This window comes from Sphingomonas ginsengisoli An et al. 2013 (genome assembly GCF_009363895.1).
Classification (GTDB): Bacteria; Pseudomonadota; Alphaproteobacteria; order Sphingomonadales; family Sphingomonadaceae; genus Sphingomicrobium; species Sphingomicrobium ginsengisoli.
Window position 1 is genome coordinate 1471580 of record NZ_CP045434.1, and the last position, 22031, is coordinate 1493610.

24 protein-coding genes are annotated in these 22031 nt (G+C 69.4%); 7 read left to right on the forward strand and 17 right to left on the reverse strand.

Annotation, left to right across the window (positions count from 1 at the left end; translation table 11 throughout):
* Positions 1-25 precede the first annotated feature (25 nt).
* Positions 26-529, forward strand: a complete 504-nt coding sequence (locus tag GCU42_RS07025; RefSeq protein ID WP_114226862.1) for a DUF3833 family protein — start codon at positions 26-28, stop codon at positions 527-529.
* 1 nt (position 530) lies between these two features.
* Here GCU42_RS07025 and GCU42_RS15520 read toward each other — a convergent pair whose 3' ends face one another.
* On the reverse strand, positions 531-1283 hold the full coding sequence (locus GCU42_RS15520) for a TonB family protein (RefSeq protein ID WP_114226863.1): 753 nt from the start codon (positions 1281-1283) through the stop codon (positions 531-533).
* Between the two features lie 49 nt (positions 1284-1332).
* Positions 1333-2100 carry an aldose 1-epimerase gene (locus GCU42_RS07035; RefSeq protein WP_162789164.1) on the reverse strand — a complete coding sequence of 256 codons (768 nt, stop codon included), beginning with the start codon at positions 2098-2100 and terminating at the stop codon, positions 1333-1335.
* 254 nt (positions 2101-2354) lie between these two features.
* Here GCU42_RS07035 and GCU42_RS07040 point away from each other — a divergent pair, with 254 nt between their 5' ends.
* On the forward strand, positions 2355-2651 hold the full coding sequence (locus GCU42_RS07040; protein WP_114226865.1) for a hypothetical protein: 297 nt from the start codon (positions 2355-2357) through the stop codon (positions 2649-2651).
* A 38-nt stretch (positions 2652-2689) separates the two neighbouring features.
* Here GCU42_RS07040 and dgoD read toward each other — a convergent pair whose 3' ends face one another.
* The 3 genes from dgoD to GCU42_RS07055 are packed head-to-tail and all read right to left on the reverse strand — an operon-like array spanning position 2690 to position 6054.
* A complete protein-coding gene (gene dgoD, locus GCU42_RS07045; RefSeq protein ID WP_114226866.1) occupies positions 2690-3844 on the reverse strand; it encodes a galactonate dehydratase in 1155 nt (384 codons plus the stop codon).
* The gene (locus GCU42_RS07050; protein WP_114226867.1) at positions 3844-5130 is read right to left on the reverse strand and encodes a family 1 glycosylhydrolase; all 1287 of its coding nucleotides are present in this window, start codon (positions 5128-5130) and stop codon (positions 3844-3846) included. Before GCU42_RS07050 ends, dgoD begins: the two co-directional genes overlap by 1 nt.
* 48 nt (positions 5131-5178) lie before the next feature.
* Positions 5179-6054, reverse strand: a complete 876-nt coding sequence (locus tag GCU42_RS07055) for an SMP-30/gluconolactonase/LRE family protein (protein ID WP_114226868.1) — start codon at positions 6052-6054, stop codon at positions 5179-5181.
* A 70-nt stretch (positions 6055-6124) separates the two neighbouring features.
* Between GCU42_RS07055 and GCU42_RS07060 the strand changes: the two genes are divergently transcribed.
* From GCU42_RS07060 to GCU42_RS07075, 4 genes are read left to right on the forward strand one after another with little or no spacing between them, the layout of a single operon-like run.
* A complete protein-coding gene (locus GCU42_RS07060; protein ID WP_240309367.1) occupies positions 6125-7024 on the forward strand; it encodes a 2-dehydro-3-deoxygalactonokinase in 900 nt (299 codons plus the stop codon).
* Positions 7021-7650, forward strand: a complete 630-nt coding sequence (locus GCU42_RS07065) for a 2-dehydro-3-deoxy-6-phosphogalactonate aldolase (RefSeq protein WP_114226870.1) — start codon at positions 7021-7023, stop codon at positions 7648-7650. The genes GCU42_RS07060 and GCU42_RS07065 overlap by 4 nt, the downstream gene beginning before the upstream one ends.
* Positions 7647-8576, forward strand: a complete 930-nt coding sequence (locus tag GCU42_RS07070; RefSeq protein ID WP_114226871.1) for a Gfo/Idh/MocA family protein — start codon at positions 7647-7649, stop codon at positions 8574-8576. The genes GCU42_RS07065 and GCU42_RS07070 overlap by 4 nt, the downstream gene beginning before the upstream one ends.
* A gap of 22 nt (positions 8577-8598) precedes the next feature.
* Positions 8599-9954 (forward strand): family 43 glycosylhydrolase, encoded by a 1356-nt coding sequence (locus tag GCU42_RS07075; RefSeq protein WP_114226872.1) that lies wholly within the window; start codon positions 8599-8601, stop codon positions 9952-9954.
* Between the two features lie 3 nt (positions 9955-9957).
* Here the strand turns inward: GCU42_RS07075 and GCU42_RS07080 are convergent, their stop codons facing one another.
* Positions 9958-10713, reverse strand: coding sequence for an inositol monophosphatase family protein (locus tag GCU42_RS07080; protein ID WP_114226873.1), 756 nt, complete (start codon positions 10711-10713; stop codon positions 9958-9960).
* 49 nt (positions 10714-10762) lie between these two features.
* Positions 10763-11743 (reverse strand): MBL fold metallo-hydrolase, encoded by a 981-nt coding sequence (locus GCU42_RS07085; RefSeq protein WP_114226874.1) that lies wholly within the window; start codon positions 11741-11743, stop codon positions 10763-10765.
* 188 nt (positions 11744-11931) lie between these two features.
* Between GCU42_RS07085 and GCU42_RS15235 the strand changes: the two genes are divergently transcribed.
* The gene (locus tag GCU42_RS15235; protein WP_205214941.1) at positions 11932-12435 is read left to right on the forward strand and encodes a D-Ala-D-Ala carboxypeptidase family metallohydrolase; all 504 of its coding nucleotides are present in this window, start codon (positions 11932-11934) and stop codon (positions 12433-12435) included.
* On the opposite strand, the gene GCU42_RS07095 is transcribed toward GCU42_RS15235, so the two are convergent.
* The 10 genes from GCU42_RS07095 to GCU42_RS07140 are packed head-to-tail and all read right to left on the reverse strand — an operon-like array spanning position 12432 to position 22024.
* Positions 12432-12911 carry an A24 family peptidase gene (locus GCU42_RS07095; RefSeq protein WP_114226876.1) on the reverse strand — a complete coding sequence of 160 codons (480 nt, stop codon included), beginning with the start codon at positions 12909-12911 and terminating at the stop codon, positions 12432-12434. The genes GCU42_RS15235 and GCU42_RS07095 overlap by 4 nt on opposite strands.
* Positions 12908-13705 carry a tetratricopeptide repeat protein gene (locus tag GCU42_RS07100; RefSeq protein ID WP_114226877.1) on the reverse strand — a complete coding sequence of 266 codons (798 nt, stop codon included), beginning with the start codon at positions 13703-13705 and terminating at the stop codon, positions 12908-12910. Before GCU42_RS07100 ends, GCU42_RS07095 begins: the two co-directional genes overlap by 4 nt.
* The gene (locus GCU42_RS07105) at positions 13702-14616 is read right to left on the reverse strand and encodes a LytR C-terminal domain-containing protein (protein WP_114226878.1); all 915 of its coding nucleotides are present in this window, start codon (positions 14614-14616) and stop codon (positions 13702-13704) included. The genes GCU42_RS07100 and GCU42_RS07105 overlap by 4 nt, the downstream gene beginning before the upstream one ends.
* Positions 14617-14618: 2 nt before the next feature.
* Positions 14619-15596 (reverse strand): type II secretion system F family protein, encoded by a 978-nt coding sequence (locus GCU42_RS07110; RefSeq protein WP_114226879.1) that lies wholly within the window; start codon positions 15594-15596, stop codon positions 14619-14621.
* Positions 15597-15603: 7 nt separating this feature from the next.
* Entirely contained in the window at positions 15604-16605 is a 1002-nt protein-coding gene (locus tag GCU42_RS07115; protein ID WP_114226880.1) for a type II secretion system F family protein, read from the reverse strand.
* Entirely contained in the window at positions 16602-17993 is a 1392-nt protein-coding gene (locus GCU42_RS07120; RefSeq protein ID WP_240309368.1) for a TadA family conjugal transfer-associated ATPase, read from the reverse strand. The genes GCU42_RS07115 and GCU42_RS07120 overlap by 4 nt, the downstream gene beginning before the upstream one ends.
* 3 nt (positions 17994-17996) lie before the next feature.
* The gene (locus GCU42_RS07125; protein ID WP_114226881.1) at positions 17997-19199 is read right to left on the reverse strand and encodes a CpaE/TadZ family protein; all 1203 of its coding nucleotides are present in this window, start codon (positions 19197-19199) and stop codon (positions 17997-17999) included.
* 16 nt (positions 19200-19215) lie between these two features.
* Entirely contained in the window at positions 19216-19863 is a 648-nt protein-coding gene (locus tag GCU42_RS07130; protein WP_114226882.1) for a TadE/TadG family type IV pilus assembly protein, read from the reverse strand.
* Positions 19857-20390 carry a TadE/TadG family type IV pilus assembly protein gene (locus GCU42_RS07135; RefSeq protein WP_114226883.1) on the reverse strand — a complete coding sequence of 178 codons (534 nt, stop codon included), beginning with the start codon at positions 20388-20390 and terminating at the stop codon, positions 19857-19859. The genes GCU42_RS07130 and GCU42_RS07135 overlap by 7 nt, the downstream gene beginning before the upstream one ends.
* Positions 20390-22024 carry a pilus assembly protein TadG-related protein gene (locus GCU42_RS07140; RefSeq protein WP_114226884.1) on the reverse strand — a complete coding sequence of 545 codons (1635 nt, stop codon included), beginning with the start codon at positions 22022-22024 and terminating at the stop codon, positions 20390-20392. Before GCU42_RS07140 ends, GCU42_RS07135 begins: the two co-directional genes overlap by 1 nt.
* Between the last annotated feature and the right edge of the window lie 7 nt (positions 22025-22031).

Below are 22031 nucleotides of genomic sequence, written 5' to 3' on the forward strand. Positions count from 1 at the left end.
CGCCTTCGTGCGTTCTTGGGGTCGTATGCGTCAGATTTTCGCCACGTCCGCGCTCGTCGCGCTCGCCGGCTGCACCGAAGTGCAGCTTCCCGCCACTGCGACCGCGTCGCTCGATCCGATCGCTTTCTTCACCGGCAGCAGTCACGGCGACGGCCAGTTCCACGAAGTCCTGTCGAGCCCGCACGGCGTCCAGGTCGACAGCAGCGGGCGCCGCCTGCCCGACGGCGGCCTCCTCCTCACTCAGCGCATCGCCGAGGAAGGCAAGGCCCCGCGCACGCGCGAGTGGATCATGCGCCCCGCCGGCCCCGGCCGCTTCACCGGCAGCCTGACCGAGGCGGTCGGCCCGGTCGAGCTGACCGTCGAGGGCCCCCGCGCCGAGGTCCGTTATGCAATGAAGAAGGGCCTCAAGGTCACGCAGGAGCTGGCGCTCCAACCCGACGGGATGACCGTCCTCAACCACCTCGAGGTGCATAAGCTTGGGTTGCGGGTGGCGTGGCTCGACGAGACGATCCGCAAGGAACGCCGCTGATCTAGCGGTAGAGCGACCAGCTGCGGATCGCGCGAATGGTGATCTCGACCGGCTGGCCGCCAGCATCGCGCGCCGGCAGGTAGCGATAGCGCTGCTCGTAAAGCGCGCAGGTCCGCTGGTCGAGCAGCGGCGACCCGCTCGAGCGCACCACCTCGCAGCCGCGGACATAGCCGTCGGCCCCGACCCGATATTGAAGCGCCACTTCCTCATAGGGGATGTCGCGGTCGCGCAATTCGGCGGGATAGTCGCGGCGGGTGATCGACCCGGCGATCTGGCGCGGCCCGCTGGCGATGCCCCCGCCGCCGCCCTGACCGGCGCCATTTCCGCCATTGCCTGCGCCCGTGCCCACGCCGACCCCGCCGGCCCCGGAGCCCGGCCCCGCCACGTCGGCCGCGCCCTGCGTCGCCGCGTTGCCGATCAGCGGCACGTCGCTCACCGCGATCTGCGGGATGACCGGCGGGCTGACCACCGGCACCGGCGTGGCGACCGGGGTCGCAACGCTGCGCAGGTTGACCGCGCTCGCCTCGGCCTCGGGCTGCGCCGCCTTGGGCAGCGGGCGCGCGCGATGCTGGAGCGGCGGCACCGCCGGCGCGCGCACCTCGAAGCTCTCGATCGGCGGCGGCTCGACCGTGCTGGTCAGCGTGACCCGGCCAGACGCGATCAGCGCGGCCAGCATCGCCAGCTGGATCAGCACCACGGCCGCCAGCGCGCTCGCGCGGTCGCGCGGGGTCAGAGGAGAGAAACGTTGCACCACGCGATCGATACCCGATCAGAAACTTAGGCTTTCCTAACCGGCGTGCCAATCAGCCGTGCGCAACTTCGATCCGCATCCTCAGCGTCACGTCCTCGCCCGGCCCCAGCACCCGCATCCCCAGCTCGGGCCAGCGCTCCTCGGGCGCGTTCAATGCCGCATTGGCGTGGGTGACCGGCTCGGCGACGTAAATCCCCCCGGTCGGCGGCGAATAGAGCTGGAAGAAATGCGCATCGGGCGACGACATGATGAGCCGCCGCTCACCGCCCTCCTCCCACATCCGCGCCTCGCCGCCCCACCCGCCGAAACCGTGGTCGAGGCCCTGCCCGCACACCGCCCGATCGCGCAGGTCGTAGCGCCCCTCCGCCGGCACCTCGCGAGTGGGCAAGACGTTTTCGTCGATCTCCCACACCGTCTTGACCACCGTATCGAGCCGGGTCCCGCCATCGCACGGAAAGTAAGGGTGCAAGCCCAGCCCGCACGGCATCGGCCGGTGCGACCGATTACGGCACTGCAGCCGCACGCTCAGCCCTTGAGGATCGAGCGCAAAGGTCTGCAGCGCCTCATAGGCCCACGGCCACTCCCCCGCCTCGTGGCGGAAGAACAGCTCGGCGTCCGCCGCCCCCGCGCTCTCGACCGACCATTCTCCCAGCCACCCCTGCCCGTGCAGCGGGCTCGGGTCGCCCGCCATGTTCGGCGCGAGCCGGATCGTTTCGCCCCTGAACTCAAATTCGCCCCCGCGGATGCGATTGACGTAGGGCACTAGCGGGAAGCAGGCATGCTCGAGCACGGTTCGCTTGTCGCTGTGACTTTCGCGCAATAGCGGCGTCCGCCGCCCGCCCACTACTTGCGTGAAGTTCCGAATTGACCCGCCAATCGAAGGACTTAGCTCCAGGTGGAGCGTCCCGGCGGTAAGCGTCAAGTCACTGTGATCGACCACGAAGCTGAACCCTTTTTGGCTGGGGTGTTCAGACGGTCGTAACTCGGCTGGGGATAAGTGCCAATTCTCGATTGCGTCGTGGAATCGCGCGGCGCAGAAACCGCCCACGGGAGTAGTGGGGAGGAGAGTTGGCCATGCGCACCCGCGTCAAGGACTTCATCGACATCAGCGATCACACGTCGCTCGATCGGCTGATCAACACGCTGGTCGCGATCCGCGACAGCCTGCCGGACGGCGCCGAGCCCGAATTGAAGATGCGCGGCGACGACGTCTTCGGCCGCCGCCTGTCGATCAGCTATTTTCGGGAGCTGACCGCGCGCGAGGCTGAGCTTCACGACAAATATCATGCCGGGGTCGACACCCCCGATGCGGCGATCGACGCGCTGACCCGCGAGCTCGACGCCGTCCACTACGACCGCAAGGCGGCGTAGGCCCTAACCCCTCCCCGGCCTTTGCGCCGGGGAGCGGCTCACCATTCGGCGAAGCTGCCGTCGCGCGTCCGCCAGATCGGATTGCGCCAGCGATGGCCTTCTTTCGCCACCTCGCGCACCTGCTGCTCGTCGATGGTGATGCCCAGGCCCGGCCCGGTCGGGATCGCCAGATAGCCTTCCTGCGCGGTCAGCACCTCCGGATCCTTGACGTAGCTCGTCAGGTCGTGACCGACATTATAGTGGATGCCGATGCTCATCTCCTGGATCGCGACGTTGGGCGCGGTCCCGGCGAGCTGGAGGCAGGCCGCCAGCGCCAGCGGCCCGAGCGGGCAATGCGGCGCCACCGCCACGTCATGCGCCTCGGCCATCGCCGCGATCCGCCGGCATTCGCTCAGGCCCCCCGCGTGGCTCAGATCCGGTTGGACGATGTCCACCGCCGCCTGCTCGAAGAAGCGCTTGAAATCCCACCGCGAGAACAAGCGTTCGCCCAGCGCGATCGGGGTCGAGACCAGCCCCGAAATCTCCTTCAGTCCCTCGAAATTCTCGCTCAGCAGCGGCTCCTCGATGAACAACAGCCCGAGGGGTTCGAGCGCCGCCGCCAGCCTTTTGGCGAGCGGCCGGTGGACCCGTCCGTGGAAGTCGAGCCCGACGTCCATCCCCGCCGCCTGCGCCGCCTCGACCCGCGCAATCACGTCGTCGAACAGCTTGGGCGTTCCGATCCAGTCCATCTCGGCGGTCGCGTTCATCTTGATCGCGGTGAAGCCCTGGTCGTGACGCTCCTTCGCCGCCGCGCCGATGTCGTGCGGCCGGTCGCCGCCGATCCACGAGTAAGCGCGGATCTTGTCGCGCACCCGCCCGCCCATCATCTCCCACGCCGGCATCCCCGCGGCATGGCCCTTCAAATCCCACAGCGCCTGGTCGAGCCCGCTAAGCGCGCTCATCAGCACCGGCCCGCCGCGGTAGAAGCCGCCGCGATAGGCGATCTGCCAGATGTCCTCGATCCGCCGCGCGTCGTGGCCGATAAAGCGATCGCGGATCGGCTCGAACGCCCCCATCACCGCTTCGCCATAGCCTTCGAGGCTCGCCTCGCCCCAGCCGACCGCGCCGTCCCTGGTCTCGACCCGCACGAACAGCCAGCGCGGCGGGACCAGGAAGGTCTCGATCCGATCGATGATCAGCTCGGGCAGCGCCATCACTCGTTCTCCGGATTCTGGACCGACTGCTGGGTCAGCGTGAGCCCCGCCGCCGCCGCGTCGTTGTTCGGCGGCCAGCATTCCTGGTCGAGCGGCTTGATCGGCACCGCCAGGCAGACCGACGAGGCCGGCAGCACGTCGCGCCAGTCGCGGATCAAATTCTTGTAGGCCTTACCGACGTTGCGGATGTTGCGGTCGAGATCGAACAGCCCGAGCGGATTGACGTTGCCATTCTTCTCGCGGAGCGCGGTGTCCCAGTCGACCTGGTCGGTCAGGCTGTACCAGGTGAAGCCGACGGTCGGGATGCCGACGTTGCGCAGGCGAAGCACGTTCGCCCACTCCTTCCACAGCCACTGCACCGCTTCCTGCCCCGTCGGCCCTTCGCGCAAGTTGGTCTCGGTGTGCATGATCGGGAGGCGGTAGCGGTTGTGATATTGCCGCGTGATCTCCGAGTAACCGAACACCTCGCCCGAGCTTTCGGTGTGGCCGTCGGCGTGGACCCGATGCTCGTTGGTCCAGTAATAATCGTTGCCGAGGATGCAGTGCTGCTTCAGCCGGTTGTGGAGGAAGAAGTGATACTCCTCCCGCGTCATCCCGTTATCGAGCAGATATTCGTACATCTCGCTGTCGACCCGGCGCCCGTAATTGAGATCGAGGCTGAGGAAGCGACGCGCGTTCAACAGCTCGGCCGGGCCGATCGCGGCGGGGCTGTCGGCGTGGAAATATTCCGACGATTCCGACTGAATGAAGATGGCGTCGGGCCGCCGCTTCAAGATCTCGACCATCGCCAGCACATTGCCTTTGACGATGTGCTTCAAGGCGGTGACGAACCCCAGGTCGGTCCGCAGCTGCTCGTTCCACCAGCCATATTTGGCGCTGAAGACCGCGCAGATGAACATCTCGTTCACCGGGGTGTAGAGCTGCACCCACGGGAAGCGCTCGGCGAAGGCCGAGGCATAGGCCGCGAACAGGTCGGGGAAGTCGGGGTTCTGAAAATTGCCCATCCAGTCGGGCACGCCGAAGTGGCAGAGGTCGACGATCGGGGTGATGTTGCGGCGCTTCAAATCCGCCAGCGTCAGGTCGGCGAATTCCCAGTCGTATTTGCCGGGGCCCAGATAGCATTTGTGCAACGGCGGCCCGAAGCGGAGATACTCGATCCCGATCTCCTCGACGCAGTCGAAGTCCTGCCGCCACTTCTCGTAATGGTGGCTGGCCTCCATCTGATCGACCCGGACGCGGCCGTTCTGAATGGTGGGAATGCTGTTCTCGATCCCCGTCGCAAACATGAAGTTGGCGATTGTTCGAACTCCTGGTCGTGAAGGCTTAGATACGGCTCAGCCGGCGAACGGACGCTCGGCAATCCCGCTAACGCCTGGTTCGAGCATAAAGAGCCCGCCGGCATTCGGTTGCGACCTCAACGATAATTCATCCAGGCCGATGCTCGCGCTGGTGATGTAGAGCTTGTCCAGCATCAGCCCGCCGAAGGCGACGCTGGTCGGCCGCGACACCGGCATCCGCCACTCGCTCAGGCGCTCGCCCGCCGGCGATACCCGGCGGATGCACCCGCCGTCCCAGAAGGCGATCCACAGACAACCCTCGGCATCGACCGTCATCCCGTCGGGGAAGCCGTCGTCCTCGCCCCACTGGACGAAGGTCCGCTTGCCCGCGGGCGTCCCGTCGGGGGTGGCGGTGTAGGCGTAGGTCAGCCGCAGCGAACTGTCGTTGACGTACATTGTCCGCCCGTCGGGGCTGAAGGCGGGCCCGTTGGCGACCTTGAAGCCGTCGTCGACCCGCGCGCACAGCAGCGTCTTGTCGAGCCGGTAGACCGCCCCGCTCGCCTTCTCCTCATTGTCGTCCATCGTCCCGACGAAGAAGCGGCCCTGGCGGTCGACCTTGCCGTCGTTGAAGCGGTTGCTCGGCCGGTCCTCCTCGGGATCGAACAGCAGCTCGAACCGCCCCGCCTCGGGATCGACCTGGGCGAAGCCATGCTCGGTCCCGGCGATGAACCCGCCGCTCTCGCGCGGGGCGATGCTGCCGATCCGGAACGGCGTCGGCCACTCGTCGAGCCGGTTGCCCGAGCGCCAGCGGAACAGCTTGCGCCCCTTGATGTCGACCCACCACAGCGACTGCGTCGCCGCGACCCAGATGGGACCCTCGCCGAGCACGGCGTGAACATCGGCCAGCAGCCGAACAGTCGACTCTTCGCTCATCGGCCGGATGAATAGCGGAGCATGAACCAAATAACATGGACCTTGTGGCCAGCTCGGTCGCTTTTCTGCCATGGCTGAACGCATGTGGACGAACGGCATCATCGCGGTCGACTGGGGCACCACCAACCGCCGCGCCTGGCGGCTCGACCCCAACGGCCGCAGCGAGGCCGAGTTCGAGGACGACCAGGGGATCACCGCGATCAAGCCCGGCGGCTTTCCCGCCGCGGTCGCCGACGTCCGCCAGCGCCTCGGCGACCTGCCCTTGCTGATGGCCGGGATGATCGGCTCCAACCGCGGCTGGGTCGAGGCGCCCTACGTCGCCTGTCCCGCCGGCCCCGCCGAGCTCGCCAAGCACCTCCAGCAGATCCCCGACCAGAAGGCCGCGATCGTCCCCGGCTTGAGCTATTGCGACGGCCACCGCGCCGACGTCATGCGCGGCGAGGAGGTGCAACTCTTCGGCGCGGTCGCCGCGGGCCTGAGCCCCCCCGACGCGCTCGTCTGCCACCCCGGCACCCACAACAAATGGGCGCTGCTCGAAGCCGGCCGCGTCGCCCGCTTCCGCACCGTGATGACCGGCGAGATGTTCAGCCTGCTCTCCAAGCAAAGCATCCTCGCCCAATGGCTCCACACCTCGGTCGTCCCGGGCGAACCCTTCCTCGCCGGGGTCCGCCAGGGCATGGCCGGCGACGCGCTCACCGCCGAGCTCTTCTCGGTCCGCGCCAGCGTCCTCCTCGGCATCCGCGAGGCGCATGAAGCGGCGAGTTTCACCAGCGGCCTCCTCATCGGCGCCGACGTGAAGACCGGCCTCGCCGACGCCCCGCCCACCGGCGACGTCATCGTGATGGGCCGCCCCGACCTCACCCGCCTCTACGCCGCCGCGCTCAAGGAAGCCGGCCGAACCGCGCACGAGGTCGACGGGGAACGCGCCTTCCTCGCCGGCATTCAGGCGCTCGTGAAGGAACTCAAATGACCGCCGTCGACGACTTCAAACGCTATCTTGCCGAATGCCCGCTGGTCGCGATCATCCGCGGCGTCACCCCCAACGAGGCCGAAGCGATCGGCGACGCGCTTTACGAAGGCGGCATCCGCATCATCGAGGTGCCGCTCAATAGCCCCGACCCCCTCGCCAGCATCCAGCGCCTCTCCGCCCGCCTCGGCGACAAGGCGCTGATCGGCGCCGGCACCGTCCTCAAGGCCACCCAGGTCGGCGAGGTCGCCGCCGCCGGCGGTCGGCTGATCGTCTCACCCAACACCGACGCCGCGGTCATCACCGCCGCGGTCAACGCCGGCCTCGTCAGCAGCCCCGGCTACTTCACCCCGTCCGAAGCCTTCACCGCCATCCACGCCGGCGCCCATGCGCTGAAGCTCTTCCCCGCCGAGGGCGCCACCCCGGCCGTCCTCAAGGCGCAGAAGGCCGTCCTGCCCAAGGACCTGCCGATCCTCGTCGTCGGCGGGGTCAAGCCCGACGGGCTGCAGCCGTGGCGCGACGCGGGCGCCGCCGGCTTCGGCCTCGGCAGCGGGGTCTACACGCCCGGCCAGTCGCCCGCCGACACGCTCGAGCGGACGCGCGCCTACGTCGCGGGGTGCCGGGCATGACCCCGCACAAGATCGCCATCATCGGCTTCGGCAAGATCGCCGCCGACCAGCACGTCCCCGCCATCGCCGGCAATCCCGACTTCACCCTCGCCGCCACCGTCGACCGCTCGGGCACCGGCCCCAAGCCCAACTTCACCAGCCACACCGACCTGCTCGCCGCGATCCACGACCTCGACAGCGCCGCCATCACCACCCCACCCGGCCCGCGTTACGAGATCGCCCGCGACTGCATCGCCGCCGGGCTCCACCTCCTGCTCGAAAAGCCGCCGTGCGTGACGCTGGGCGAGATCGTGGAGCTCGCCGCGCTGGCGAAAGCCAAGGGGACCACCCTCTTCACCAGCTGGCACGCGCAGGCCAATCCCGCGGTCACCGCCGCCGCCGACCTCCTCAAGGGCCAGCGCATTGCCGAGATGCGGATCACCTGGCACGAGGACGTCCACAAATGGCACCCCGGCCAGCAATGGGTGTGGGAAGCGGGCGGCTTCGGCGTGTTCGACCCCGGCATCAACGCCTTCTCGATCGCCACCTTCATCTTCCCCGGCGCCTTGTTCGTCCGCGACGCCGTGCTGACCGTCCCCGCCAACGCCCAGACCCCGATCGCGGTCGAGCTCGAATTGGGCAGCGCCGCCGCCGACGGCCCGCTTCACTGCAGCCTCGACTGGCGCAAGACCGACGGCGAGGAATGGACGATCGCCGTCAAGACCGCCGCCGGCCAGAGCGTCGAGCTGCGCGAGGGCGGCAAGCGCTTGTTCGTCGACGGTCAGGAACGCGCCGCCCAGGGCCCCGGCGAATATCCGAGCCTCTACCAGCATTTCGCCGCACTCATCGCCGCCAAGGAGAGCTTGGTCGACACCGCCCCGCTGCGGCTGGTCGCCGACGCCCTGCTGGTCGGCCGCCGCGAAAGCTCGGTGGCGGTCACCGCCTGACCGGGCGACCCCGCCCCCGCGCATGACCGCCGTCCCGACCTTCACCGTCGCCGCCACCAGCGACGGCGCGGCGACCGACTTCCTCGTCACCAGCGACGGCCGCCAGCGCCACTACCGCGTCCCCGGCCCCGCGCAGGACGCCTACACGCTGATGTATGCCGAACTCGCCGCCGACTTCAGCCTGCGTCCCCCGGCCGCCGCCGCCGCGCCCCTCGCCCCCGACCCGAGCGCATCACGCTGGACCCCGCTGATCGTCGACAGCCTCGATCCGCGCACCCCCGCCGGCTACGGCGACCCGGCGGTGCTCCGCCTCGCCGACGGCTGGCTGCTCACCGCCACCTCGAACGACGCGCCCGACGCCTTTCCCCTGCTTTTCTCGCCCGACCTCCACCGCTGGGAGCAGCGCGGCTTCATCTTCCCCGCCGGCCATGCCCCCGCCTGGACCCGCACCGGCCGCGCCGCCGGCGATTTCTGGGCGCCCGAGATCGCCAAGGTCGGCGACGAATATTGGGCCGCTTACACCGCCCGCCAGCAGTCGAACGCGCTCGCCATCGGCCTCGCCCGCGCCCCTTCTCCGTTCGGCCCGTGGGTCGACAATAATGCGCCACTGCTCACCGGCAGTGACGGCGAAGGCGTGATCGACAGCCACATCTTCGTCGACGCCGACGGCACCCCCTTCCTGTTCTGGAAGCGCGACAGCAATGGCCTGTGGCCGCGCCCGCTCGCCAGCCTGCTGCGCGACCAGCCCGAGCTCATCCCCCGCCTGTTCACCGACGAGCCCGCCCGCCGCTCGGTCGCCTTCGCCGCCGCCATCCTCGACTGGGCCAACACCCGCGCGCCGATGGAGCGCTTCTTCCTGATGCAGCCGCTGATCGAGGCGGTGCTCCACAATTGGGCCACCGTCCGGCCACTGCTCGCCACCTTCCCGGAGGCCGCCGCCATCGTCGCCGCGCTGACCACCCCGGTCCTCGCCCGCCGCCTCGCCCCCGACGGCCGCGGCTTCGTCGGCGCGGCGCAACCCGTCCTCACCAACGACCAACCGTGGGAAGGCCACTTGATCGAAGGCCCGTTCGTCACCCGCCAGGCCGGCCGCTATTGGCTGTTCTACGCCGGCAACGACTTCTCGACCCCCGCTTATGGCATCGGGGTCGCGGTCGCCGACCATCCGCTCGGCCCCTACACCAAGCGCGCCGAACCCTTCCTCCGCTCGGCCGAGCAATGGTGGGCGCCCGGCCATGCCTCGGTCGCGCCCGGCCCCGACGGCGCGCCGCAGCTCTTCTTCCATGCCTTCCATCCGGGACGCTGCGGCTACAACGCCTTCCGCGCCCTGCTCACCGCGCGGCTCGCCTTCACCGCGACCGACGTCAGCCTCTCCTGAGCCTTAACCCCGCAGCAGCGCCAGCGCCTGATCGAACAGCGCATCGCTTGCCGCCGCGACCACGTCGCCGCCGCTGAGGTCGCTGCCGCCCTGCCAGTTGCCGACCACCCCGCCCGCGCCGCGCACCACCGGCACCAGCGCCGCCCAGTCGTGCGGCTTCAACCCATTCTCGATCACCAGGTCGATGTCCCCGCTCGCCACCCGCGCATAAGCGAGCGCATCGAGCCCGTAACGCGTCACCCGCGCCGCTTGGCGCACCCGGTCGAACCCCGCCATGCCTACCCCAAGCAAATGATAATCGGTCGTCGCCAGCCGCGCCTCGCGCAGGTCCGCGCAGCCGCTGGTCCGCAGCACCGCGCCGCCGCGCCGGCTCTCCCCATCGACGGCGACGTTGAGCTCGCCCAGCACCGGCGCGTCGATCGACCCGGCGACCGGCACCCCGTCCTCGACCAAAGCAATCAGCGTGGTCCAGCTCGGCAGCCCGCAGATCAGCGCCCGCGTTCCGTCGATCGGGTCGATCAGCCAGCGCCGCCGCGCCGCGCCGCGCTCCACCCCATATTCCTCGCCCTCGATCCCGTCGGCGGGAAAGCGCGCCGCGATCGCCGCCCGCAGCGCCCGCTCGGTCGCGCGGTCGAGTTCGGTGACCGGATCGTAGCCGCCGTCGCCCGCCTTATTGTCGGCGCGCGGCACCCCCGCCCCCAGCGTCAGAGCGCGGGCGACGGCGGACAGCTCTTCGAAAAAGGCGCGCAGGTCGGTCATCGCCCCGCCCTGTCACCCCGCGCGGAACGGCGCAATGCGGGGGCGGACGTCACGCGAAGCGATAGGTCTGCCCCACCTCGGCGGCGCGGAAGCGCTCGGACCTGATGCGCTTCGCCTTCAAGGCCTCGGCCAGCGCGATCACCGGCGCCTCGCGCGCTTCGTCGGTGAGCTGGAAGGTCCCCCAGTGGATGCCGAGCGCCGCTTCCGCCTCGACATCGGTCATGATCTGCACCGCCTCGGCCGGATTGGCGTGCTGCGGTTTCATGAACCAGCGCGGCTCGTAGGCGCCGATCGGGATCAGCGCGACGTTGGGCGCGCCGAACTTCGCGCGGATCTCGCGGAAGATCGCGCCGCTGCCATAGCCGGTGTCGCCCGCGAACCAGATGCTGCCCGCCGGCGTGTCGAGCCAGTGCCCCGCCCACAGCGCCATCCGCCGGTCGCGCACCCCGCGCGCCGACCAGTGGTTGGCCCGCGTCAGCGTGGTCGCATGACGCTCGCCCAGCGTGAGCCGCTCGCCCCAGTCGCCGACCAGCAGCCGCGCCCCGCGCACCGCCTTGCCGAAAATCGCATCGTTGCCGAGCGGCATCGCAAACAACGGATCGTGCTTTTGCTTCAACCGCCGCAGCGTCGCGACATCGAGATGGTCGTAATGGTTGTGGCTGAGCAGCACCGCGTCGATCGGCGGCAAGTCCTCGAACGCGATCCCCGGCGCGGTCACCCGCTTGGGTCCGGCGAAGGACAGCGGGCTCGCCCGCTCCGACCACACCGGATCGGTCAGCAAATTCATGCCCCCCGCCTGGATCAGCAGCGTGGCATGGCCGACCATCGTGATCACCAGCCCCTCGACCCGCGCCTCCGGCCGCGCCGGGGCCACCGCCACTTGCGCGGGCCACGGCGACACCACGCTGGTCCGCCGCCACTTGAGGATGTCGCGAAAGCCCTTGTCGGGCGCTTCCTCGCCCGGATTGAAGAAGCGCGTCCCGTCGAAATGGTCCGACGGCGGTCCGGCGTAATAGGGATTGCGGCTCATCGAACCTCGAACGCTCACGTTGCGCCCCGGGCCTAGCCGCCCCGCCGCGCGCTTGGCCAGCCGGACCGCCGCAAATCCGGGGTTTATTTTTGGGAAAGTAAGCGCACAATAATTCTCGACCAACGCGAGTCGGCATTTGTCGCATTTGAATCCGCCAAATGTCGCAAAATCGGGGGTGAGGCGGGGCGATGTGGCTCAATCTGATCGTGCTGGCGCAGGCCCTTTCCGCGCCCGGAGCAACCGATTTCGGTGAGCGGATCGTCCCCGGCAGCCACGTCCGCCCGATCGCCCCACCCCCGCCCCGTCCTCTCGCAAAAACCCCTCTCTCCCTCGGAACGCGCTCCCTTAACGAAGCCGTCGCGCTCGCCCGCGGCATGGGCCGGATCACCTCGACCCTCCGCTCGCCCGAACACAACCGCGCGGTCGGCGGCGTCCCCAACAGCTATCACCTCAGCGGCCGCGCCATCGACATCGTCCGCGCCCCCGGAATCACCCACCAGGCCCTCGCCGCCAGCTTCCGCCACGCCGGCTTCCAGCTCGTCGAAGCGCTCGACGAGGGGGATCACAGCCACGTCGCTTTCGCCTGGGGCCGAGCGCAGCCGGCCGGCTCGATCGACGTCGCCGCATTGCGCCCACACCTGACCCAGCTACCGGCCTGGAAGTGGATCAGCGCGCCGCGCTTCCGGCGCTAGAACAGCCGCCCGTACCAGGTGACGAGAAGCGTCCCCGCCGCGATCGCGACCCCGTAGGGAACGCTGCGCCGGGCCCTCAGCGGACCGCCGCTTTCCCGATTGGGCAGCAGCACCCGCGCCAGCATGATCAGCGCGACCACCCCGCCGCTGATGAGGATCGCCGCCAGCAGCTTCGGCGCGGCAGCGAAATTGCTCCACAGCCCGACCGCGGCGAACAGTTTGACGTCGCCCCCGCCAAGCCACTGATGCGAAAAGGCAATTGTTCCCAGCGCAAGCAAGGCGACGACGATCACGACGTTCTGCCACACCGTGGTGCGGATCCCGAGATAGGCCATCGCGGCAATGCCGAGCAGGACCACGCCAAGCACGAGCAGGTTCGAGATCTTGCGGACGAGCACGTCCTGGATCGCCGCCACCAGCAGGACCAAAGTGAGCAGCGCCACGAACCACCAGGGCGCCGTGCCAAGCAGGTTCATCGCGCCGCCTGGATCGCGACGAGATTATTGTAGGCGCGCGCGTCCCAGTGACCGCTGACCTCGACCGCCCGAGAGAATGCGGCGATCGCACGCGGCCGGTCTCCGAGCAGCCGTGCCGCCATGCCGGCGTCGTTGAGGCGGGCGGCGAAGGCGGCGTCGTCCTCGCCCTGCCGTCGGCGCGGCAGTTCGGCCGCCAGCGCGGCCTCGGCCAGTTCGAGGTTGTTGGCGTAGAGGCGGTTGCCCGGCTGCGCCGCCGCGGCCTTCCGGAACAGCTCGGCCGCTGACGCCCACTTACCCCGCGCGAGCTGCGACCAGCCGGCGTTGTTCTGCGCGGTCGACTCGCCCGGCGCGCGGCGCAAGGCATCGGCATAAGCGGCGTCGGCGGCCGCCCAGTCGCCGCGCCGGTCGGCGAGCACGCCGAGCAGGTTGAAGGTGCGCCAGTCCGCCCCCGTTTGCCGGGCCGCCTCGGTGGCGAGCGACAGCGCGGCCTTGTCGTCGAGCTGGCGCGCGGCGGCGGTCGCGGCGCCGGTCAGCAGGGCGGGATCGTGCGGCTGGGCTTTGAGCAATTGCTCGAAGCCGGCGCGGGCGACCTCGTCATGATGTTCGGCGAGCGCGAGCCGGGCGAGGAGGCGGTCGGTGTCGGCCCCGCTCCGCCCCTTGGCGAGCGCGTCGGCGATCATCAGCTGGGCCTGCTCGAGCCGGCCCTGGTCGAGCGCGTGGGTCGCCTCGGCCATGGCGGTCGCGGCAGGATCAGGCGCGCTGGCGACCGCCGCGAGCGCGAGCAGCCAGATCATCGCGGGGACTGGCTCCCCGCCCGCAACCGGTCGCGGCCGAGCAGCATCACCAGCTCACCCCCGGTCGCCGGATGAAGCGCCGCGACGCCGAGCTGGCGACCGAGCCGCTCGGCGGTCCCCCGCCGCGCCGCGGGATAGAAGATGGCAGTCTTCGCCTGCACCGCGGGCGCGTCGCCGATTTCCATTCCGCGCCAGCCGAGTTGGCGTAGCCGCGCGCGGGTCTGCGCGGCCAAGCCCTGCGCGCGGGCGGCGTTCAGGATGCGGATGCTGGCGGGCGCTTCGTCGGGGCGGGCGGCGAGATCGCGCCACTGCACCGGCGGACCGGTGACCAGCGCGATCTCGGCGAGCGAGAGGCGCTCGAGCCGCGGGCCGGTGCGGCGCTCGGGGAGCTCGGGCGGGGTCGGCGGCAGGAGGGCGACGGTAACGCTGCTCGCGGGCGGCGGAAGGTCGGCGCGCTGCGGCGGCGCGACGGGAGCGGGAGCGAGCGCGACGGTGACCGCTGTCTCGCCGCGGACGCTCGCCTCCTGCCGCAGCGCGGCGGCGCCGACCGTATCGCCGGCCCGCTCGCGCGAGGTCGCCAGCCGGGTCAGCAGGCCGCGGTCGGTCGGGCGCAGCGCGAGCGCGTTCTGGAGGTAGCGCTGCGAGAGGTCGAACCGCTCCATCCGGTCGTAGCAATCGGCCATGCCGACCAGCGCAGCGACGCTGTCGGGCCGCTCGCGGTTGGCGCGGCGGTAGGATTCGAGCGCGAGCGCGACATTGCCGAGCGCGAGCTGGCCGTCGGCATAGTCGATCCGCTCCCCGGTCGGACGCGCCACCGCCGCCGCGCTCGACGCCACCGAACGCACCGCGATCGGATGCTGCGCCGCACAGCCCGCGAGCAGCACCAAAACCGAAATCCCCCCGACCCGCATGATTATTGTCCCGCCAAGAGTGGCATCACCGACCGCACGACCCGGATGGCCGCGGGCAGCATCAGTACGCCGATCATCACCGGCAGCATGCACGCCACCAGCGGCACCGACAGCAGCACCGGCAGCCGGTGCGCTTTCTCTTCCGCGCGCATCCGGCGCTTCTCACGCATCTCCGACGCGTAGGTCCGCAGCGTCTGGCCGATCGAGGTGCCGAGCTTGGTCGACTGGATGAGCAGGGTCGCCAAGGCGCGGACTTCATCGACGCCCGAGCGGTCGCCCAGCCGGCGCAGCGCATCCTCGCGGCTGCGCCCCGCGCGAAGCTCGAGCACGACTTCGCCGAACTGCTCGGCGAGCAAGGGGTGGGTGTGGGTCAGCTCCATGCCCACCCGGCCGAAGGCGGCGTCGAGCCCGAGCCCACCCTCGACGCAGACCAGCAGCAGGTCGAGCGAGTCCGGAAAGGCACGGACGATCGCCTCGCGCCGCCGGCTGACCCGCGCGCTGACGAACAGCGTCGGGGCGTAGAGGCCGATGACGGCGGCGACGACCAGGAAGAAATAGAGCTTGAGCAAGCTCGGGCTCGACCCGCTCAGCAGCAGCAGCGCGAACACCAGCAGCGGCAGGCCGATCACCAGCGCGAGCCGGCTCAGCGTGTAGAGGCGCGGCGCGTAAGGCGCGGTGTAGCCGGCCGCGATCAGGCGGTTACGCAGCGTCTGGTCCTTGGTGTCGACCAGCGACAGACCGCGCCGCTCGATCGAGTCGACGAGCCGGGCCCAAGCGCTTTCGCCATGATGCGCGCGCAGCGAGCCGCCCTCGCCCCCGTAAGAGCCGCCGCTGGTCGCCAGCTCACCGACCCGGGCGCGGGCACGCTGGCGGGCGACGACTGCCTGCACCAGGCCGTAGCTGAACAGCACCACCGCGACGAACAGCACTCCCATCAGGAGCAGGCGAACCATCGGGTAGCGGGCGAGCAGATCGATCATCGCGGCATCAGACCTTGAGGTTCACGAGCTTACGGATCCACACGAACCCACCGAGGTAGAGCAGCATCAGCGCGGCGAAGCCGGGGACGAAGGCCGGGTCGGCTGCGACGTCGAGATAGAAGCGCGGGTTGAACAGGAAGAGACCGGTGAAGGAGAGGAGCGGGAGCACCGTCAGCATGGTGGCGGTCATCCGCCCCTCGCTCGACAGCGCGCGCACCTTGAGCAGCATCGAATGGCGTTCGCGGACCACGGTGGAGAGGTTCTCGAGCACTTCGGCGAGGTTGCCGCCGGTCTCGCTCTGCACCGACAGGCAGGTGACGAACATCCGCATGTCTTCCGAATCCCAGCGCTCCGCCATCGCGCCGAGCGCATCGCGGAGGTCGGCGCCGTAACTGACCTCGTCGACCACCAGCCCGAACTCGCTGCCGATCGGATCGGGCAGCTCGACTGTCAGCAGGTCGAGCGCGGCGGCGACCGGATAGCCCGCGCGCAGGCCGCGGACGAACACGTCGAGCGCGACCGGAAACTGGTCCTCCATCTTCTTGCGCGCGCGCTCGGCCCGCACCTTGAGAAACATCAGCGGGAGCATGAAGCCGACCAGCAGCGCGAACACGGCGAGCATCAGCAGGCGGCCGAAATTGACTGCGAACCCCGCCCCGCTGGCGACCAGCAGGAAAATGAGGAACAGCACCATCGGCGCGACCAGCATGATGAGCATCAGCCGCTCGGTCGGGACCGCGATCTGCGCCGCCACCAAGGTCCGCTCGAGCCTCACCGCGGCGCCCTGGATGAGCGGCGGGAGGCCGGTCGGAACGACGCTGCGGCGACGGCGCAGCACGCTCAATTGCTGCGCGCCGGCGGGACCGCGCGCGATCAGCTTGAGCCGCTGGTTGATGATGCGCCCTTCGCCGCGGCTGCGCGCAATCGCGCCGACCACCAGCTCGACCACCAGCAGCACGACCGCGAACACGCAGACCAGCAGCAGCGCTTTCAGCCAGACCGGGTTCATGCGTCGAGCTTCGCGTCGGGGCGGAACAGGTCGTTCGACAGCGCCACGCCGTGGCTGGCGAGCAGGTCGAGGAAGCGCGGGCGGATGCCGGTCGCCTCGAACCGGCCGAGCACCTGGCCGTCGCCGCCCATGCCGGTCTGCCGAAAGCGGAAGATCTCCTGCATGGTGATGATGTCGCCCTCGATTCCGGTCAGCTCGGCGACGCTAATCAGCCGGCGGCGGCCGTCGGCGAGGCGGGCGACCTGGATGACGACATTGATCGCCGAGGCGACCTGCGCCCGCGCCGAGCGCGGCGGGATGTCGATTCCGCTCATCCCGATCATCTGCTCGATCCGGCTCAGCGCATCGCGCGGAGTGTTGGCATGGACGGTGGTCATCGACCCGTCGTGGCCGGTGTTCATCGCCTGGAGCATGTCGAACGCCTCGCCGGCGCGGACCTCGCCGATGATGATCCGATCGGGGCGCATGCGCAGCGCGTTCTTGAGCAGGTCGCGCTGGGTGATCTCGCCCTTGCCCTCGATGTTCGACGGGCGGGTCTCGAGCCGGGCGACGTGGCTCTGCTGAAGCTGGAGCTCGGCCGAATCCTCGATCGTCACGATCCGCTCGCGCGCATCGATGAAGGCCGACATCGCGTTGAGCATGGTGGTCTTGCCCGAGCCGGTTCCGCCCGAGATGAGGACGTTGCGCCGCGCCGCGACGATCGCCTGCAGCACCTCGGCGACCGCCGGCGGGACCGAGCCGATCGCGACCAGCCGCTCCATGCTGATCGGGACCTTGGCGAACTTGCGGATCGACAGCAAAGGCCCGTCGAGCGCGAGCGGCGGGACCACCGCGTTGACGCGGCTGCCGTCGGCCAGCCGCGCGTCGACCAGCGGCGAGGATTCGTCGATCCGGCGCCCGACGCCCGAGACGATCTTCTGGATGATGCGGAGGAGGTGGCGGTCGTCCTTGAACCGCACGGGGGTCAGTTCGAGCAGGCCGAAGCGCTCGACGAACACCCGGTTGGCACCATTGACCAGGATGTCGGTGATCGTCGTGTCCTTGAGCAAAGGCTCGAGCGGGCCGAGGCCGAGCAGTTCGTCGAGGACGTCGGCGACCAGCTGCTTGCGCTCGATCTGGTTGAGCGCCTTGTCCTGCTTGTCGAGTTCCTCGCGGATGATGTCGCCAACCTCGGCCTCGATCTGGTCGCGGCTGAGGCTGTCGAGCAGCGACAGGTTGATGAGGCTGATGAGGCGCTGGTGAAGCTCGACCTTGAGGTCGGTGTTGACGTCGCGCTGGGCGAAGGCGCCGGCGTCGCCGACCGTCATCAGCCGCCGTTCCTCGAGGCTGACCTCGGGCCGCGGCTCGGCGGTGGCGGCGGCGACGTCGGACTTGCGGAATTGCCACATGGCTCAGCGCTCCCCGTCGAAGGCGGCGGCAAGCGCCGCGCGGATGACGTCGAGGTCCTTGCCGATCGCGCTCTTGCGGCGGACAGCGTCGATCGGGACGCCCTGCTGGAGCGCGGTCGAGAGGACGTCAGGATCGTCGCTGACAGTGAAGTCGATGGCGCGGCCGAGGACGCGTTCGACGTCGGCTTCCTTGAGCGGCTGCCCGCCGCCGAAGCGCTTGCGTACCGCGCGGTTGAGGATGAGCTGGAGCGGCACGTTGCCGAGGTCCTGCTCGGCGAGCAGGTCGAGCTGGCGGCGCGCACGGTTGAGCGCGGTGATGCTGAGCTCGGTCACCAGCAGCACCTTGTCGGCGCGCGCGATCAGCGACAGCGACCAGTTGGTCCAGTTGGCGGGAAGGTCGACGAATACCGTCGCATATTCGCGCACCGCGCGGTCGACGATGGCGAGCACCTGGTCGCTCGACAGCGCGTCGAGCGGGGTCAGCTGTGGCGGCGCGGCGATGATCCGGAGGCCGCTGGAGTGCTCGGCGGCGACCGAGCGCAGCAGCTGACCGTCGAGCCGCGGGCCCGCCTCGACCAGGTCGAGCACCGACAGCGGCGGCTTAAGCCCGAGCTGGAAGGCGGCGTCGCCGAACTGGACGTCGAAGTCGATCAGCGCGGTCGGGCCGCCCGCCGCGGCGGTGCGCGCGGCGAGCTGCGAGGCGAGCGCGGTGGCGCCGGCGCCGCCATGGCTCTTGACGAACAGGACGAGGCGGCCGTGCGCAGTCGGCACCGGCACCGCGGCGCGCGGCGGCGCGGCGGTCGGCTCGGCGAGAATCTGGGTCACCGCGCTGGCGAGGTCGTCGGCGTTGAGCGGCAGCGGCAGGACGTCGCGCGCGCCGTTCTTGAGGAGGAAACGGAAGAGCGCGAGCGGCGGGTCGTACATTGCCGCGATGAGCGGCGTATCGGTCATCTCGGCGAGCTTGGTGAAGCGCTTGATCGACGCCGGATTGTCGCCGTTGACCTGGACCACCGCCACCGCCGCATGGCTGAGGTCGGACACGTCGATCCACTCGGTGACCGGGCACAGCGACAGGCTGAGCGGGAGGCCGGCGACCCGCTGGCCGAGCAATGCCCCGGCATCGCCCTCGACACCGCTCAGATAGAGGTGGAGCGACGCTTCCGGCCCCTGCGGGCGGAAACTGGCGCCAGTGCTCGGTTGATCCATCACGCCCACGGTTCGCCTAGAAGCTGGTGCTGCCGGACAGGTCTTCCGCCGGCAGGGTGGTTGAAACGAGCGGCAGCCGCAGGCTGGCGAACATGAAGGAGGTGATCACGGGCAGCGGCATCCCGGCCAGGGTCGCCGCGCCGCTGTTCTCGACCAGCTTGACGGTGACCATGGGCGAGATTTGCGGGCCGTTGGGATCGCCGGCGAAGCCGTTTCCCGAGCCGCGATATTCGACGACGATGTTGGCGGCGGTCAGCCCGGGCAGCGTCGCCTGCATCCGCGGCAGGAGCGAGTTGGTGAACACCGAGGTTGTGTCATAGGTCAGCGTGGCCGGACAGGGCGCGGTAACGCAGGTGCAGGCGGCCGAGGTGCAGCGGATCAGCCCGAGCGCCGCCGCCGGAATGCGATCGCCCTGGGTCAGGACAGTCGAGCCGACCGTGGTGCCAATGTAGTTGGTGGAGCTGATCTCCTGGACCAGCGGGGTCGTCACCGCGGCGACGCGGGCGCCGACCTGGGTCGCCTTCTCGGCTTCGTTGACGGTCCACAGATAGCGGCCGGTGTCGATCATCCCGAACAGGACGATCAGCAACGGGGTCAGCACCAGCGCGAATTCGGCGGCGCCGGAGCCGTTCTCGTCACGATACAGAGCGCGGCGGCTCACCATCCGATCACCGCCGCCTGCTGGGTGGCATTGAGATTATAGCTCGAGTTGGTCAGGCCGAGTGTGCCGAGGACCGATTGGTAGGGGACTTGCGCGGTGACGGTCACTACCGGCGCGCCGATCACGGTGCCGGCGGCGTTCTTCACATTGGCGTAAAAGCCGCCGAGGTTGGTCGTCCCGGCGGTGGTGCTGCAGGCGACCGACATCGAGAAGCCGCTGTCGCTCCATCTGTTGAGCCGGTCGCTGCCACCCGACAGCACGCCCTGGCGAACGATCGTCCGCGTGTTGGTGTAGATGCTGCCAAGGTCGGTGCTGGTGGTCGACGCGCATTTGGTGAAGGAATTGATGTCCTGCCGCGCGGCGAACCGGGCGCCGTCGCGCACCGCCTTCACCAATATATGCTCGTTGTAGAAATAATTACCCAGCTCGGCCGCGCCGAAGATCAGCGCGGTGAAGATCGGCAGGCACAGCACGAACTCGGCCGCGGCGGCACCGGAGCGATCCCCGAGCAAGGCGCGCAGCGCCCTCATCAGCGCACCAGGTACGGCACGTCGCGGCGCACCGTCTGGGCGGTCTGGGTCGCGGTGCCGGTGCCGTGGGTCTTGCCGATGACCTCCATGTAGATGGAGTCCTTGAGCGCGCCGTTGCCGCGCGCGTCGACGGTCGGCTCGACCAGGAACATATCGACCCAGTCGCCGATGACCGCCGCCTTGGACGATCCCGACAGCGACGCGCAATTGGTCACCACCGCGACCGAGAGCACCCGGCGGTCGGTCCCCGGCGTGATCGAGCCGCTGCTGCAGACCGGACCCTTATACTGCTTGTCGTTGCCGCTGCCCGTGGCCGTGGTGACGGTGTTGGCGAGCTCATATTGATAGGTCTGGTAGCGGGTCATGGTGGCCCAGCCGGTCGGCTTGGTCGCCCCGGGGTGGACCGTGTCCCAATAGTCCTGGCGGGCCCAGTTGCCGTCGCCATATTTGTTGGTCTGATAGGCTTTACCTGACGTGCCGTTCACCAGGCTGCAGGCGCGGTTGTAGCTGGTGTAGTGGCAATTATCGCGCGGCAGTCCCATCCCGCTGATCGTGCTGTCGAGGCGGGTGGTCGAGGTTTGGGCGGCGTTGTAGGCGACCGGCGCGAATTCGGCCCCGCCGCTCAGCAAGTGCCAGCCCTGGTTGTTGCTGGTGAGCTTACAGCCATTGCCGTTGGTCGAGGTATCGCTCTTGAACACGTCCTTGATGACGTTGCTCGCCGCGGGGCAGTTGCCGCTGAAGCAGGTCGACAAGGTGGTGCCGTTGCCGCTCGAGAAATCGTAGATGTCGAAACGGGTGTTGATCGCGTCATAGACGCCCTGCGGATTGCCGGTCGTGACGTTCGAGCCGCTCGGCTGGAAGCAGTTGAAATTGAGGGTCTGCGAGGCGAGCGCGTAGATGAGGTCGCTGTTCTTGCCCGACCCGACATCGAGGAAGCCGAAGTCGCCCGGTCCCCAAGCGGTGTTGCTCGAACTGGTGCCGCTGCGGTCGTTGCCGTGGCCGGTGACCTGCACGCCAACGCCCTTCAATGTATCGGCGTTGAAGGGCTGTCCCGGGATGGGGTTGCAGATCATCAGCGGCGGGACCTTGCAGATCGCCGAAGCGAGGCCGGCCGTGGCCGCCGCATTGATGATGCCCGAATTGGACGCGCCGACGATCGGCGTGAAGGCGTAGACCGCCTGGCGGCCGGTCACCTCGACCTTGACATAATTCGCTGCGGCGTCGGTCTGGCCGGTGCCATTGGCGCTCGCCGAGAAGCCGTTGGTGTCGGCCTCCGCATCGGACTTCGACCCGTAGAAGGTGACCCGCGCGACGGTGTTGTTGTTGGCGTCGGTGGTCGACTGGCCGGTGGCGATGGCGACTCCGCCGCCGTCGTTGCCGAACAGGGTCCGATTGGCGAGCAGGCTTTGCGCGACCGCCACGGCGCGGCCGCGCGATCCAGTGGTGCCGTCGAGCTGGGTCGCGGCGGCGAGCGCGGCCTGGTCGGCGGCCTGTTGCAATTCGGTGTCGAGCGAGGCCAAGCGGGCATAGTCGAAGGCGATCCCGCCAGCGCCGATCAGCGCGAACAGGCTGAGTGCCACCAGCGGGGCGACACTCGCCTCGTCAGCTCCGGCAATGGCCTGTCGCGCCCGCATCGTTCAT

Excerpts from the sequence above, each read along its gene's own strand:
- GCU42_RS07055 (WP_114226868.1), bottom strand. The coding sequence starts at position 6,054 with ATGAGCGAAGAGTCGACTGTTCGGCTGCTGGCCGATGTTCACGCCGTG.
- GCU42_RS07105 (WP_114226878.1), bottom strand. The coding sequence starts at position 14,616 with ATGCGGGTCGGGGGGATTTCGGTTTTGGTGCTGCTCGCGGGCTGTGCG.
- GCU42_RS07040 (WP_114226865.1), top strand. The coding sequence starts at position 2,355 with ATGCGCACCCGCGTCAAGGACTTCATCGACATCAGCGATCACACGTCG.
- GCU42_RS07140 (WP_114226884.1), bottom strand. The coding sequence starts at position 22,024 with ATGCGGGCGCGACAGGCCATTGCCGGAGCTGACGAGGCGAGTGTCGCC.
- GCU42_RS07065 (WP_114226870.1), top strand. The coding sequence starts at position 7,021 with ATGACCGCCGTCGACGACTTCAAACGCTATCTTGCCGAATGCCCGCTG.
- GCU42_RS07075 (WP_114226872.1), top strand. The coding sequence starts at position 8,599 with ATGACCGCCGTCCCGACCTTCACCGTCGCCGCCACCAGCGACGGCGCG.
- GCU42_RS07100 (WP_114226877.1), bottom strand. The coding sequence starts at position 13,705 with ATGATCTGGCTGCTCGCGCTCGCGGCGGTCGCCAGCGCGCCTGATCCT.
- GCU42_RS07110 (WP_114226879.1), bottom strand. The coding sequence starts at position 15,596 with ATGATCGATCTGCTCGCCCGCTACCCGATGGTTCGCCTGCTCCTGATG.
- GCU42_RS07085 (WP_114226874.1), bottom strand. The coding sequence starts at position 11,743 with ATGAGCCGCAATCCCTATTACGCCGGACCGCCGTCGGACCATTTCGAC.
- GCU42_RS07095 (WP_114226876.1), bottom strand. The coding sequence starts at position 12,911 with ATGAACCTGCTTGGCACGGCGCCCTGGTGGTTCGTGGCGCTGCTCACT.
- GCU42_RS07120 (WP_240309368.1), bottom strand. The coding sequence starts at position 17,993 with ATGTGGCAATTCCGCAAGTCCGACGTCGCCGCCGCCACCGCCGAGCCG.
- GCU42_RS15235 (WP_205214941.1), top strand. The coding sequence starts at position 11,932 with ATGTGGCTCAATCTGATCGTGCTGGCGCAGGCCCTTTCCGCGCCCGGA.
- GCU42_RS07080 (WP_114226873.1), bottom strand. The coding sequence starts at position 10,713 with ATGACCGACCTGCGCGCCTTTTTCGAAGAGCTGTCCGCCGTCGCCCGC.
- GCU42_RS07135 (WP_114226883.1), bottom strand. The coding sequence starts at position 20,390 with ATGAGGGCGCTGCGCGCCTTGCTCGGGGATCGCTCCGGTGCCGCCGCG.
- dgoD (WP_114226866.1), bottom strand. The coding sequence starts at position 3,844 with ATGGCGCTGCCCGAGCTGATCATCGATCGGATCGAGACCTTCCTGGTC.
- GCU42_RS07070 (WP_114226871.1), top strand. The coding sequence starts at position 7,647 with ATGACCCCGCACAAGATCGCCATCATCGGCTTCGGCAAGATCGCCGCC.
- GCU42_RS07125 (WP_114226881.1), bottom strand. The coding sequence starts at position 19,199 with ATGGATCAACCGAGCACTGGCGCCAGTTTCCGCCCGCAGGGGCCGGAA.
- GCU42_RS07060 (WP_240309367.1), top strand. The coding sequence starts at position 6,125 with ATGGCTGAACGCATGTGGACGAACGGCATCATCGCGGTCGACTGGGGC.
- GCU42_RS07050 (WP_114226867.1), bottom strand. The coding sequence starts at position 5,130 with ATGTTTGCGACGGGGATCGAGAACAGCATTCCCACCATTCAGAACGGC.
- GCU42_RS07130 (WP_114226882.1), bottom strand. The coding sequence starts at position 19,863 with ATGGTGAGCCGCCGCGCTCTGTATCGTGACGAGAACGGCTCCGGCGCC.
- GCU42_RS07115 (WP_114226880.1), bottom strand. The coding sequence starts at position 16,605 with ATGAACCCGGTCTGGCTGAAAGCGCTGCTGCTGGTCTGCGTGTTCGCG.
- GCU42_RS07025 (WP_114226862.1), top strand. The coding sequence starts at position 26 with ATGCGTCAGATTTTCGCCACGTCCGCGCTCGTCGCGCTCGCCGGCTGC.